Below are 14,094 nucleotides of genomic sequence, written 5' to 3'. Positions count from 1 at the left end.
TTTCCTAAGGCGAGGAAACAGCCGTTTCGTCAGGCTTTGCTGATTGATCATACTGGTCTGATCCCTTTAACCAGAAGATCAGCAAAGCGGCGGGAAGGCCAATGATCGCCGTAATGGCGAAGAACCAGGCAAACCCAAACGCCTCAACCATGAACCCTGAAAACCCGCCAACAAACTTTCCCGGCAAGGCGTAAAAAGAGCTGAAAAGCGCGTATTGGGTGGCGGTGAAAGCTGTGTTCGTCAGGCTCGACATATAGGCGATAAGTATCGTCCCGGCAGCGCCATAGGCGATATTGTCCACGACCACAGCGAACGCGAGACCCCCGGTCGTCGCATCGGACAGGGCCAGCCAGCTGTAGATCAAATTTGTAAGAGATTGCGAGAGAACCCCGAACATCAGGCTCCATCGGTAATCCATCCTCGCAACGATGATGCCGCCAAGGAAGACGCCAAAGAGGGTGGCGAACAGACCAATGCCTGACCGTACGGCGCCGATTGTCGTCTTGTCGTAACCGAGATCAATGTAAAGCGGCCCAGTCATGTAGCCCATCAGGAAATCAGGCACGCGAAACAGGGCGATGAACAGCAAAATGACAAGCGCGTGCATGCCGTAGCGGGAAAAGAAATCCTTAAACGGACCGATGACGGATTTCGACATTGTCTCGGCTAGCGGCGCACGTGGCGGCGGCGTGTACTCACCCACCTCCACTTTTGGCGCGAAGAGGGCGGTCAAAAGACCCACACCCATCAACAAAGCCATGAACTGGTAGGCGGCCGGCCAATTGATGTTGTCCGCGACAATCAACGCCCCGGCGCCAGCGACCATGATGGCGACCCGATATCCATATTGGTACATGGCCGCCATCACGCCTTGTTCTTCATCCGTCGCCGCTTCAATGCGCCATGCATCAATGGCGATATCCTGGGTCGCTGCGACAAAGGCGAGAACAACAGCGATGGCGGCGATGACAAGAAGATTACCGGCCGGGTCAGCCGCCGACATGGCGATCAGCGCCAGCATGATGCCGATCTGCGCCGCCGCCATCCACGCGCGGCGGCGGCCAACGAACTTTTCCAGAAACGGAATAGGCACCCTGTCGACTGCCGGCGCCCAAAGAAATTTGAAAGAAAACGCAAAACCCGTCCACGCGAATAAGCCGATTTCGCCCTTGTCGACCCCTGCTTCTGCAAGCCAAAGGGATAGGTTCTGATAGATCATGTAGAAAGGCAGCCCGGCAGAAAAACCGAGCAGCAGCATAACGATACTGCGTGCGCGCAAGTATGATGTCAGCGACTTTAACAGGTTTTTTTTCTCGCCTTTTTCGGCGCGCATATTTTCTGTCATGGCCGCGACGCTACGGGCGTTTTTCGTTGAAATAAAGGCAGGTTTTTAAGACGCTTCGCTTAACGCGCTTTGCGCGTCACCCCATTTGCCGAGAACATTGGTGAGGTCATCAGGTTCAAACGGTTTTGAGAGGAAATCATCCATTCCTGCGGCGATGCATTTTTGCCGATCAGCGGCCATGGCGCTGGCCGTAAGGGCGACAATCGGTACGCGCCGCATGTCGCTGTCCAGATTACGGATGCGCCGCGCCGCCTCCAGCCCGTCCATTTCCGGCATGTGCAGATCCATCAAAACAAGGTCATAGGGACGAGAAGAAACGGCTTCGACGGCTTCGACCCCGTTGTGCGCCACATCGACGTGATGTCCGGCGCGCTTGATAATCGTTGTGGCGAGCACGGCGTTGATCTGATTATCTTCAGCAAGAAGCACCGTATAGTTGCGTTCACGAGGTTGCTGAACAGGCGTTGTCAGCTCTAACGGGGCTTCTTCGCTGTCTTCCAACAACTGTTTGTACAAGGAGGATTGGCGAATGGGCTTGATGAAGTATCCGTTAAAACCAGCTTCGCGCAGACCAGCGATCTGATTTCTCGACTGCGGGGAAACGAGGACATACGACCGGGCGGCTTTCTCAGACAACGCCCGCGCGCTTTCATTCGCGATATCGCTATCGCTCAATAAGATGGCGTCGCGATGCGCTTTCATCAGTTCAATGGCGCCGTTCGGGCAATCCGCCACGTGAACTTCACCAACGCCGATCGACTTTAGCTGTTGTTTCAGGTTGCGCGCCATCACCGATGATCGCGTGGCGACGACGACCGGCGTTTCAAACGCTTTATTGTCACCCGGCAGCGCGCCTTCATAGGCAAGGTCCAGTGTAAAAGTGAACGCGCTACCCTTGCCCGGCGCGCTGGCGATCGTGATATCGCCGCCCATGGCTCTTACAATTTTACGCGCGATTGCAAGGCCAAGACCTGTGCCCTCCCTCTTTCTGGCGAGGTCGGACTCAGCCTGCGCAAATTCTTCGAAGATGCTTTTTTGTTTGTCGTGGGGAATGCCAATCCCGGTATCGCGAACGCCGAACGTGACTTTTGCGACGCCGTCAGCGGCGGAATCGAGATGCGCCTCAATGCTGACGCCGCCGGTGTCGGTGAACTTCACGCCGTTTCCAGCAAGGTTGATCAAAACCTGACGGAGCCGTGCTTCATCCCCTTTAAGTTGCACCGGTATGGCGCTGTCCACAAAGGCGGCGATATCAATGTTTTTATCAAATGCTTTTGGCGAAAGCAGTTCCGCCACACCTTGCACCATCATGGATGTGCTGAACTCGGCGTGCTCGATTTCCATATGTCCGGCTTCGATTTTTGAATAATCGAGCAGGTCGTTGATCAGGGCGAGGAGGGCGACGCCTGATTCCCGCACGGATTCTGCATAGGCCCGCTGATTTGGCTCAAGCGTTGTGTCGAGAAGAAGCGACGTCATGCCGAGGATGCCGTTCAGCGGCGTGCGCATTTCATGGCTCATGGTTGCCAGCAATTGCAGTTTTGGATCACCACTTTCTGGTGCTGAAGTATTATTATCTGTACCATGACGACTGTTATCATCGTCAGCGTCGGTGAATTCATGAGTCGCGACATAAAGGCGTTCGCCGCCTGACAAGGCGGTCTCAAGCCATTCGAGAACAACCTCCACGGCGCCGATGCGGGCCTGCGTTTTGTATCGCGCAGGCGTACCGGGCGCTGCTGCGTTGCCCCCTGGCGCAAATTCACGACCATGCCATTTTTCGGCTGAAGCGCCAAAAAGCTTGCAAAAACTTTGTGATACGAAACGGATGACGCCCACTTCATCACAGACGACTATCAGTTCACGGAATTTTCCGTTATCAGCACCGGCTTGCGGCATGGATGCGAGGTCCCCCTAAACGAAATTCCCGCGATCATGACTTGTCCGGCTTGAAAAAAGGTTGAAAAGCATGGTTACGCTGACGTTAATATCCCCATCAGCGAAGGGCGTTGATATCAAAAACGATTAATACAGCCGGCTCAATTGAATGCATTTCCGGCTGCGGGCGCCGTTACTGCGGGTGACGGATTTGCTGCGGCGTCACGGCGGCGAAAGCTGACAGCCTCGGCGATGTGACGGCGCTTTACGCCGTCCGCGCCGTCAAGATCAGCGAGGGTTCGGGCAACACGTAAAATCCGCGTGTAAGCCCGGGCCGAGAGGCTTAAGGCTTCGGCGGCGCGCGACAGGAGGTTTCTTCCTTCTGCGTCCGGTTCAGCGATTTTTGATAGCTCTGCATCGCCGAGCGCTGCATTGGTGACGGCGCATCCGGCTTCGGTTTCAAGAGATTTTGCACGCGCTATCTGAGCCTGACGCGCTGTTCCGACCCGGTCGGCAACTGTTTCAGTAGACTCGCCGCTTGCCGGCGCGGAAAGATCGGCGGGGGTCACGGTCGGGAGCTCAATAGCGAGATCCATGCGGTCGAGAAGCGGCCCTGAAATACGGGACTGATAAACCTCTTCGCAGTTCGGTCCGCGCCCACAGGCCCGCCCGCTTGCCCGGCCATACCCGCAGCGGCACGGATTCATTGCGGCCACAAGCTGAAACCGGGCCGGATAGCGCACATGAAAGTTCGCCCGCGCAATCAGGACATCGCCTGTTTCCAGCGGTTGGCGAAGAGAATCCAAAACGGGCGCAGTGAATTCAGGTAATTCATCAAGGAAAAGAACGCCGTGGTGAGCAAGTGAGGCTTCGCCCGGTTTGGCGCGCACGCCGCCGCCGATCATCGCCGCCATGGATGCTGAATGATGCGGCGCCCGAAAGGGACGCACGCGGGTCAACCGCCCGCCCTCAAGCTGACCGGCCAGTGACTGAACCATGGAAATCTCGAGCATCTCGGCCGGAGACAGAGGCGGCAAAAGCCCGGGTAGCCGCGCGGCGAGCATTGATTTTCCCGCTCCGGGCGGGCCGACCATGAGCAAGTTATGGCCGCCCGCTGCAGCGACTTCGAGGGCGCGTTTCGCAGTCTCCTGCCCTTTGACGTCTGCGAGGTCTGGTATGGCCTGCGGCGCGGCCAGGGCGCCTGGTAGCGGCGAGCTAAGAACCTGCGTTCCTTTAAAATGATTGACCAGTTGGATCAGTGATTTCGGCGCCAAAATCACGGCGTCTCCGCCCGCCCATGCCGCCTCCGGCCCGCAAGCGGACGGGCAGATCAAGCCTAATCCCATGGCGTTCGCAGCAACAGCGGCGGGTAATGCGCCGGCGCAAGGTGCGATCGAACCGTCAAGGCCGAGTTCGCCCATGACAGCGAACCCTTCTGCGGTGTCGTGGGGCGCGGCGCCCATTTCCATCAACAGGCCAAGGGCGATCGCCAGATCGAAATGGCTTCCTTCCTTGGGCAGATCGGCGGGCGCGAGATTCACGGTGATGCGTTTCGCGGGCAGCCCAAGGCCCACGGCGGAGAGCGCGGCGCGGACCCGTTCGCGGGCTTCGGAGACGGCCTTGTCGCCCAATCCGACAATGGTGAAAGGGTTAGAGCCGTTAGTGAGTTGGACCTGAACCGTGACCGGCCGGGCATCGACGCCGTGAAAGGCGAATGTGGTGATCTGAGCGACCATGATGTTCCCCGCAAGGCCGGGTTATGAATTCCCTGTTCCATTAACCTTGCCGCAGACACGAGAACAATACAAGAACAAAATTAACCTATCCTTTTGCAGAAGGTCGAGATTTTCCACAGGAATTCTTGCAAAACTTTTAGTTAACAAGGCTCGAGATGAACCGCCGATTCGCTTTAGAAGGGCGGATCGCATTAGTCGCGCACCCTATCAGCGAAAAGAATTGTCACGCTTCAGAAACGATTAATTAATGTCGGCTGTTTCCATTATTCATGCGCCTCGGGATGAGGCGTTGGGCGAAAAAATCGCGGCAGCGCTGTCACGGGCGGGCCATGCGCCGTTGCGGGTCAGTCCGGACCCCAGCGTCGGCGATCTCGCCAATGATGGCGACGATGACAGTACGGCGATCGTTGTCTGGACTGCGGCGGCTTCGAAACTGGTGCGATTGCATGAGCAGGCAAGGCAGGCGATGGCGCGCGGCGCGTTAATTCCGGTTGCGGTGGGCGGCGTCCGTCCGCCCGGCGGGTTTGAAGAGTTGCCGCCGGTTGACTTGTCCGGGTGGACAGGCGCACTCGACGATCCGCGCTGGCGCTTTGTGCTGGACGAGATTCAGATTGCGCAACAGCGCGGCCAGGTGACGAACGGCGATGTTTGGGCTGAACCAGCAAATGCCGAAGAAACACACACGCCTGACGAAGCCGCACCTGTTTTCGCTGAACACTCTGTCGAGCTGGACTCTGCCGATACGGAGAAAGTACAGTATGCGGAAGAACGCCGACGCGCACGGGCGCGGCCTTCCCGCCGCCGCTTTAAATCGCGCGATGTCGCTTTTGGGGCCACCGCCGGCCTGGTGGGAATGACGCTCGTCACGGCGGTGCTGGCGCCGATCGTTTTGCCCGGTGATACAGACAGCAGCAGTCAGCAGGTCACGACTGAACCGGCGTTTCCTGACCCTTCTGTTGAAACGCCTGCGCAACTCACCACGCTTCAGTCGGCGTCGCTGGAAACGAATAATAACGCGTCGCCGGCAAATGCATCTGAAACAGATGATTTCGAGATGTTCGACTTGCGTGAGTTCGGGACTGTTCCCGGAACAGACGAGGAAACCGAAACATTTGCTGCGATTGATCCTGCAGCAGCAGAAGCTGAAGCTTCACCGACCGTGGATGACGCAGAAATTATCGAAACAGAAACTGAGGTTCCCGCGCCATCACTTGCGCCGGTCGACCCGACACCCATAGGCGAAGAAAGTGTTGCGGATAGCGACGCCATGGAAAATCTCGTGGCCGCAATCTCATCTGAAGAAAGCGGTGAACGCGCGGCCCAGAATGCTACGCCGCAACTCCCTGAAGAGCTGAAAGAAACGGCCTATCTCGGCAACTACTTCAAGGAATGCGTCGCCTGTCCGGATATGGCGGCGCTGCCGGGCGGATCCTTTCGCATGGGCGCACCGGCGGGGGAAAGGGGACGGCAACCGTTTGAGGGGCCGGCGCGCGTGGTGACGATTGAGCGCCGCTTCGCCATCGGCACGCGCGAGGTGACGTTCGACCAATGGCAGGCATGCGTTGAGGATGGCGGTTGCCGCGCCTATACGCCGCCCGATCACGGCTGGGGCCGGGACAAGATGCCGGTGGTCAGCGTTTCTCATGCAGACGCGCAAGCCTACACCGCCTGGCTGTCGAACAAGACCGGCCGCAATTATCGTCTACCTACGGAAGCGGAATGGGAATACGCTGCACGCGCCGGTCTCAGCGCGCCGTTTGCGTTTGGCGGAGACGTGACGTCACGGCGCGCCAACTTTAATGGCAATTATCCCTATCGGGGTGGGGAAAGCGAGTTTCGTGGACGTACGACGCGCGTGGCGAGTTTTCCGCCGAATGCTTTCGGCCTCTTCGACATGCACGGTAATGCGTGGGAATGGACCAGCGACTGCTGGGCTGAGAGCCATGCCGGCGCCCCCGAAGACGGGGCGGCCCGCGTCAGCGGCGATTGTTCGCGACGCGTCCTGAAAGGCGGCGCCTGGAACACTGGCGCATGGCGGCTTCGCTCGGCCCATCGGATCGGCAAGGCGGTTAGCACGCGCGAGTTCGACAACGGTTTTCGCGTGGCGCGGGATTTAGATTAGCCGCCCTAATTTCGCCTCGACTAGGATTATTCTGGAGCCCTTAAGGGCGAGACGGGATGGAGCGGATCAATGCAAAAAATGAATTTGATGGCGGCGTGCGCGCTGGCGGCGGGACTTCTCGCCTGTACGACAGGCAGCGAACCTCAGATTGACGTAACGGAAGCTGAAGACGATACGGTCGTTGTTACGGGCTCGCGTGTGCAAGGCGCTAAATTGAATTCTTCATCTCCGCTTGGGGCAGTTGCAAACGAGTCTTACGCCAGGCCAGTGATGAGGCCAGCACCCGAGCCGCAAATCACTGAGCAATATGACGAAACCGATCCCAACCCCGTAAAGCTCGTCAGTGAGGAGCCGGTTTCGACGTTTTCATCTGATGTAGACACCACCGCTTATTCGGTAATGCGGCGCTATATTTCCTCAAACAACATGCTGCCGCCGTCGGACTCGGTACGTATCGAGGAATATGTCAATTATTTTGATTATCAGTACACGGAACCGCAAAGCGCAGACGCGCCGTTCACGCCTACGGTCTGGGTGACGCCAAGCCCGTGGAACGCTGGCACGCGCCTCATGCATATCGGCGTCAAAGGGTTTGATATCGAGCCTGATGAAACGCCCGACGCCAACATTGTCCTGCTGCTCGATGTCTCCGGCTCCATGCAGGCGGAAAACAAACTGCCACTCGTTAAAAAGTCTGTCGGTCTGCTTGTCGATGAAATGTCGAAGGACGACACCATTGCCGTGGTGGTTTACGCTGGCGCCGCCGGGGTCGTGCTTGAACCAACGCCTGGAAACCAGAAAACCAAGATTTTAGAAGCGCTTAACAAGCTTGAAGCAGGCGGGTCGACCGCCGGCGGTGCGGGTATATCTTTGGCCTATCAACTGGCGGAGGAGAACTTCGCCGAGGACAAGGTCAACCGCATCATCCTCGCCACGGATGGGGATTTCAATGTGGGCGTTGTCGACGCCGATAGCCTCGAAGATTTCGTGGCGCGCAAACGCAAGACCGGGATTTATCTGACGATCCTCGGCTTTGGCGAGGGCAACTATAATGATGTCATCGCACAGAAACTGGCGCAGGCGGGCAACGGCGTTGCGGCCTATATCGACACGCTTAACGAGGCGCGCAAAGTGTTGGTGCGTGAGTTCCGTTCGACTCTCTTCCCGATTGCAAAGGACCTGAAGTTTCAGGTGGAGTTCAACCCGGCCGTGGTCGCGGAATATCGCCTGATCGGTTACGAGACTCGATTGCTTAATCGCGAGGACTTCAATAACGACCAGATTGATGCGGGCGACATCGGCTCCGGCCACACGGTGACGGCGCTTTATGAGCTGGCGCTTGTGGGGTCCGACGCAAGGCTGATTGATGAATTGCGTTATCAGCCAGCACCTGCTGCTGTAGGATCTGCCGATGAATTCGCTTTCGTCCGCTTACGGTATAAATTGCCCGACGAAAACGAGAGCAGGTTGATCGAACAGGTTGTCCCGAGCAGTGACGCCTACGAAGGTCTAGCCGCAGCGCCGCGTGACGCACGCTTCGCGGCCGCGGTCGCCGCGTTCGGGCAAAAGTTGCAGCGAGCGGGTTACACTGACGACTACTCCTATGATGCGATCGTTGATCTGGCGCAGGACGCCAAGGGCGACGACCCGTTTGGATACAGGGCGGAATTCGTCAATCTCGTCCGAGCTGCCTCGAAAATTGATAAGGAAAACAACTAGATAATTGTTATCGCGCCGGGTTTGCGAAAAACCGGATCCCACTTTTTCGCCCGGCTCTCCAGGCAGGGCTTAATCGCCGGGGCCTATACGCTGGCGGTTTTCATCCGCGAGCGCCGTTAATCGCGCGTTGCCGTCGTCTGTGACTTTGACAATGGCGAAACGGGCCGGCTGAAAGAGTTCCGCTTCGCCTTCCTGAAAGAAAAAGCTTTGCGGCACATACCGGATGCGCCTGCTGTTTGTTTTGACGTAATCAATCCGGATTTCATCCGGTCCCGGCGCATCGCCCGCCGCTGGAATCCGGGAAAACGCCGCGACGTTGTTTTCGTCGAGTTTCAAAAAAATCTCTCCGCCGCGCGGTAAAGCTTCAATCGCATCGAACGGCGGATAGATGTCGTTCCTGAAGTTAAGCACCATGTAATCGCCCTGGAGAATCGATCGCGGATCGCGCGGTCCAAGCGGCAGATAAATTTCCGTCGCATCGCGAAACTGGGTTTCCAGCCGCCAAACGGAGCGATTGACGAGCGTCAGCGCAACAACAAGAAGCGCGGCAAAGCCGAAGGCGGCAAGCAGTCTGTGCCGCTGCGGTGTGCTTTTCGCGGCGCCCACGCCGGACTGAAATCGGTTGAATATCAAGGCGCCGAAAAGGGTTGCCGCGCCCATGGCCGCCATCAGCGCCGATTTTTCAAGCAGCGTCATGGAAAGATCGTAATAGAAGCGGCTGATGAACCAGATGACTGCGGCGATCGATACGACCGCAAAGCCGCGGTGGTTGGCGGCGATGGCCGACAGCAGCATGATGATCGCCACCGCGCCTGCGCTCGGCAGGAACCAGATTGCTGCGAGCACCAGCGCGCCCGAGGCAAGCAGCGGCAGCGCCGCGTAACGCCGGCGCAAGATCCAGAGACAATAAAGGGCGGCGGCGGCGAATAATGCTTCGCCAATCAGCCAGATTTGGGGATCGGCGCCAGCGCCAAAAATAAATTGGGCGTTGCGGGCAATGGCGTAATGCAGCATCGGCGCGATCAGCATTGCCGCCCCGGCGGGTCGGCTTAAATTATCTTGCGGCGCGTTGATGAAAAGCCAGCAGCCCAAGAGCGCGACGGGTGCGGCGAGATAGATATCGGTTCGCCAGCCAAAGCCTGTGTCATCCCTCAGGATAATCAACGCCGCTGTGGCGACGCCATAGACGGCGAGCGTGATGAGAAACGTGAAAATGCCGTCGCGCATTATTCGCGCAATGAAAAACCCTGCAGCCGTCAACAGCGCCGAAGTGATAAGCCCGGCGACGCCGACGGTCATGGCGGCCGCGTCATTCGCGCCGCCAAACAGTGAAAACAATAGGAACCAGACGCCGGCGGTGGCCGCCGTCAGACCAGCGGCTGTTGACGCGATTGCAAAGTGACGCCTGAAATCGCCCCGGTCGGGCTGCATCATGCTGACGCCGAAAAAAACAAACCCTGCGCCGATCATAACAGAGATAAAAGCACCGATTTCCGGGGCGAACTTGCCGACGCTCGCCACCAGCCCCGCCGCCATGGCGAAAATCGCGATAGCGGCGAGAAGACCGGCGATCCAGCCGCCGATGGCGAGGAAGGTTTCTACATACCAGGGCGTTTGTTTTTCCGTGCTCATGCGCCCGCTCCTTTATTCAGCTGGCGGAGCGCCGCGGCGAGGGCTGCGGTCACGGCCACAACCCATAACGCGCTGATAAACATGGCGCCGGAAATGCCGTAAGCGCCGTCGATATCGCGGATAAAAATGATGCGCAGGCCCAGTGCGCCTGCAAACACGGCAACTGCGAATAACGATAGCGCCTGTGCCGGGCGATCAGGCCGCCAGTATCGATAGGCGGCGAGCGCGCCGCCGCAAACGGCAATTAGCGCAAGACTGGCGGTGAAGGAGTCGCCAAAAGGAAACCTGTCGCTGAAGATATCGCCAAGGCTTCCAATAACGCCTGCGCCTAATGCGGCGCTGATGAAAAGCCAGCGCATCCAGTTTGGCGCGCCGCCCGCCAGCATGTCCCGGCCGATGGCGATCGCGAACAGAATGAGCGCATAAGCGGCGAGAATGATGGAGCGCGCCTGCGGCAGGAAGGGTTTTATGTTTTCGTCTGTATAGAGAAAATAAGCGATGGAAGCGACTATGCCCGCCAGCATGAATTGCGGATCGGAACGCGTGATGACGGCGATCGGAAAAACGAGCGCGGCCCAGATCGCAAACAGCCGCCACGGGTCCGCGCCAAGTTGATAGACCTGTCCGACGACGCCCATGGAAACGCCGATCATCACGGTTGCGACAAGCCCGGCGACGGCCCCAAGGCGCGAGCCTTTTCCGAGGATGACCCAGAGGATGAATGCGGCGCCCATAGCGGCCTGCGGCAAGGCGATCTTGGTCATGTCCGGCAGCGCTCGCCAGTTGTAGGCAAAGAAGAAAATGACGCCGGCGATGAGCTGCGCGCCGCCAAATAAAATGAAGAGCGTCAAGGCCCATTGCTGTGGACCGTTCGTCGCCTGCCGGCCCGTTTCGGTGTTCATCCGCTCTCTCCCTGCGCTGTCGTGCGTAATCTAGTTGTGTGAAATGCGTCTGACGAGGCGGTGAACGCTTGCTTTTGCAGCGATATTTTCTTCCGTTTGCGACCATATCGAACTCAAAACGACCTCTTTCGGATGGGGGAGAAGCCCCGTCTAAACCCGTGTGTGAGGCAACAGGTCTTGACTTTGACGCTTAAATAACTGACTATCTGGTCAGTTAGTTACAGGAGCGGCATGCAACGAGCCCGGACAGATGAGGCGAAAGAGGCGCGAAGGCTTGCGATTTTAACTGCGGCCCTCGACGAGTTTTTCGAACGCGGTTTCGCCGCTGCGCGGATGGATGACATCGCCGCCCGCGCCGGATTTTCCAAGGGAACGATCTACCTCTATTTCGACTCGAAAGAGGCGTTGTTCACAGGGCTTGTGGAAACCTTCGCGCTTCCGAATATCGAAATGATGGAGGCGGCGGCAAAAGGCGGCGGCGGTCTTTCCGCGATCCGTGCATTGTTGAAATTCGCGCCGGTCATTATTCGCGACACGCCTGTGCCAAAACTGGCAAAGGTGCTGATCGGCGATGCGCCGGCGTTTCCGGAAATGGCGACAGCCTATCGTGAAAAGATTGTCGACCGGGTAATCGGCATGGTCGCGGCGTCCTTGGGGCAGGCGAAAGCGGCGGGAGAAATTGACATTGATGACCCGGCGCTGACGGCGCGGATTGTTGTGGCGCCGATAATCCTTTCAGCCGTCTGGCGCGTGGTTTTCGAACATGACGCCAAAGCGCGCATCGATCTGGAAGCCTTGTTTTCGATCCACGAAAAAATGTTGATGCGGGCTCTTGGCGTAAGCGAGGCGGCGCATGCTTAACATCAGCCGTACACTGAATTACCTGGTTTTCGCTGGCGCCGCCGTCCTGCTGGTCTCATGCACGAGCGAGAAAAGCAGCGGATATGTCGGCTATGTGGAAGCCGAATATGTTTACGTCGCGCCACCGGAAGCCGGCTGGTTGATGGCGCTGCACGTTCGCGAAGGCGATGTCGTTTCTCTCGGCGCCCCCCTGTTTGAACTCGACAAGGATCGTCAGAAAGCCGCTTTCGCTGCTGCCGACGCCCGCGCCGCTGAAGCTGGGGCGATGGCTGCAAATATCGAGACGGGGGCAAGACCTGAGGAAATACAAAGGTTTAAGGCGCAACTCGCTGAAGCTGAGGCGGCTCTTCGATTGGCGCGCGCAGAACGCGATCGATGGCTGCCGCTGGTGGCGGAAGGCAATGCTTCTAAGGCGCGCGGCGATCAGGTGACAGCCGATTATCAAGCGGCGGTTGCGCGTGTTGAGGCGGCAAAGGACGCCATCGCTGTCGCGGAATTGGGCGGACGCGATGCGGAACGCCAGGCGGCCAGCGCGGCGACGCTTGCAGCCGTGGCTGCGCGCGCCGAAGCGGAATGGCGACTGACCGAACGCAAGGTCAAAGCCAAAGCATCCGGCTCCGTCGAGGAGATTTTTCACCGCGAAGGCGAGTTCGTGAACGCAGGCGCGCCAGTGTTGGCGATCCTGCCGGACAATGGAATCAAGGTCCGGTTTTTTGTTCCGCAAGCGGAGGTTTCAAACTTTAGAGTAGGAGCGAGCGTATTGATTACCGCCGACAGCGTTGGCGATCCGATCGAAGCACGCGTCACCTATATCGCAACGGAAGCAGAGTTCACACCGCCGGTGATCTATAGCGCTAATGCGCGCGACAAGCTGGTCTTTTTGATCGAAGCCAAGCCGGTTGATGCGTCCAATCTCCGACCCGGCTTGCCCGTTGATGTGGCGCCGCTATGACGACGGCGAGCGTCACAGGCGATCTCGCCATTGATGTGCGCGGCCTCGTCAAGCGCTTCGGCGACAAAACGGCGGTGGATGGCATTGATATCCAGATGCCTGAGGGAGAGGTCTGGGGTTTTCTGGGACCTAACGGCTCCGGCAAGACGACAACGATCCGCATGATCTGCGGGCTTTTGCAGCCCAGCGAGGGGGAGGGCCGCTGCCTCGGCTATGACATCGCGGAAGACGCCGCGAGGATCAAGCTGGCGACCGGATACATGACCCAGAAGTTTTCCTTCTGGAGCGATCTGACCATCCGCGAAAATCTTGAGTTTGTGGCCCGCCTATACCGCATGCGGAACAAGCGCGCGCGGGTCGACGAAACCCTTGAAACGCTGGGCCTAACGAAACGCCAGCACCAGCTTGCGGGCGCGCTTTCAGGCGGCTGGAAACAGCGCCTGGCGCTCGCCGCCGTCACCATGCATCAGCCACGTCTGTTGCTGCTGGACGAGCCGACGGCAGGCGTTGATCCGCAGGCGCGCCGCGACTTCTGGGATGAGATCCACCGCCTCACGTCTGACGGCATGACGGTGCTGGTTTCAACCCATTACATGGACGAGGCCGAACGCTGCGACCGCATCGTTTATCTCGCCAATGGCAGAGTGATCGTGCGCGGCAGCGTCGCCCGCGTGCTTGAAGAGTCAGGTCTTGTCACTTTCCGGGCCGAGGGCGACGGCGTGCGCCAGCTTGCCAGAGCGCTTAGAGGCAGACCCGGCGTCGAGCATGTCGCCTATTTCGGCGCTGCGCTGCATGTAAGCGGCACGGACCGCGACGCCCTTGAAAAGTCTGTAAACGAAACATCGGGCGGTGATGTGGAATGGAAGGAAGTCCGCGTAAGCCTTGAAGACGCCTTCATCGCGCTGATGGCGCGGGCGGGCGAGGACGCCAGGATCCATGCATAGGGA

General features: G+C 58.5%; 10 protein-coding genes. 5 read left to right on the top strand and 5 right to left on the bottom strand.

Annotated features, from left to right (window positions below; genetic code table 11):
• Positions 1-4 precede the first annotated feature (4 nt).
• The 3 genes from PUV54_RS06010 to PUV54_RS06000 all read right to left on the bottom strand — a co-directional run bounded on the left by PUV54_RS06010 (position 5) and on the right by PUV54_RS06000 (position 4,959).
• Positions 5-1,345 carry an AmpG family muropeptide MFS transporter gene (locus PUV54_RS06010; RefSeq protein WP_274494691.1) on the bottom strand — a complete coding sequence of 447 codons (1,341 nt, stop codon included), beginning with the start codon at positions 1,343-1,345 and terminating at the stop codon, positions 5-7.
• 45 nt (positions 1,346-1,390) lie between these two features.
• Positions 1,391-3,244 carry a response regulator gene (locus PUV54_RS06005; RefSeq protein WP_274494690.1) on the bottom strand — a complete coding sequence of 618 codons (1,854 nt, stop codon included), beginning with the start codon at positions 3,242-3,244 and terminating at the stop codon, positions 1,391-1,393.
• A 140-nt stretch (positions 3,245-3,384) separates the two neighbouring features.
• A complete protein-coding gene (locus tag PUV54_RS06000) occupies positions 3,385-4,959 on the bottom strand; it encodes a YifB family Mg chelatase-like AAA ATPase (protein WP_274494689.1) in 1,575 nt (524 codons plus the stop codon).
• A 247-nt stretch (positions 4,960-5,206) separates the two neighbouring features.
• On the opposite strand from PUV54_RS06000, the gene PUV54_RS05995 reads away from it, so the two are divergent.
• Positions 5,207-7,081 (top strand): SUMF1/EgtB/PvdO family nonheme iron enzyme, encoded by a 1,875-nt coding sequence (locus PUV54_RS05995; protein WP_274494688.1) that lies wholly within the window; start codon positions 5,207-5,209, stop codon positions 7,079-7,081.
• 69 nt (positions 7,082-7,150) lie between these two features.
• Positions 7,151-8,800: a vWA domain-containing protein gene (locus PUV54_RS05990; RefSeq protein WP_274494687.1), complete on the top strand. Its 1,650-nt coding sequence runs from the start codon at positions 7,151-7,153 to the stop codon at positions 8,798-8,800.
• A 69-nt stretch (positions 8,801-8,869) separates the two neighbouring features.
• Here the strand turns inward: PUV54_RS05990 and PUV54_RS05985 are convergent, their stop codons facing one another.
• Positions 8,870-10,432: a GDYXXLXY domain-containing protein gene (locus tag PUV54_RS05985; RefSeq protein WP_274494686.1), complete on the bottom strand. Its 1,563-nt coding sequence runs from the start codon at positions 10,430-10,432 to the stop codon at positions 8,870-8,872.
• Entirely contained in the window at positions 10,429-11,334 is a 906-nt protein-coding gene (locus PUV54_RS05980) for a DUF2157 domain-containing protein (protein ID WP_274494685.1), read from the bottom strand. The genes PUV54_RS05985 and PUV54_RS05980 overlap by 4 nt, the downstream gene beginning before the upstream one ends.
• Before the next feature lie 231 nt (positions 11,335-11,565).
• On the opposite strand from PUV54_RS05980, the gene PUV54_RS05975 reads away from it, so the two are divergent.
• From PUV54_RS05975 to PUV54_RS05965, 3 genes are read left to right on the top strand one after another with little or no spacing between them, the layout of a single operon-like run.
• Positions 11,566-12,195, top strand: a complete 630-nt coding sequence (locus tag PUV54_RS05975; protein ID WP_274494684.1) for a TetR/AcrR family transcriptional regulator — start codon at positions 11,566-11,568, stop codon at positions 12,193-12,195.
• Entirely contained in the window at positions 12,188-13,147 is a 960-nt protein-coding gene (locus tag PUV54_RS05970; protein WP_274494683.1) for an HlyD family secretion protein, read from the top strand. Before PUV54_RS05975 ends, PUV54_RS05970 begins: the two co-directional genes overlap by 8 nt.
• Positions 13,144-14,091 (top strand): ABC transporter ATP-binding protein, encoded by a 948-nt coding sequence (locus PUV54_RS05965; RefSeq protein ID WP_274494682.1) that lies wholly within the window; start codon positions 13,144-13,146, stop codon positions 14,089-14,091. Before PUV54_RS05970 ends, PUV54_RS05965 begins: the two co-directional genes overlap by 4 nt.
• The last annotated feature ends 3 nt before the right edge of the window (positions 14,092-14,094 follow it).

The organism is Hyphococcus flavus (assembly GCF_028748065.1).
Classification (GTDB): domain Bacteria; phylum Pseudomonadota; class Alphaproteobacteria; order Caulobacterales; family Parvularculaceae; genus Hyphococcus; species Hyphococcus flavus.
Note: the sequence above shows the minus strand (reverse complement) of the source record. Positions and strands in the feature narration are given on the sequence as shown.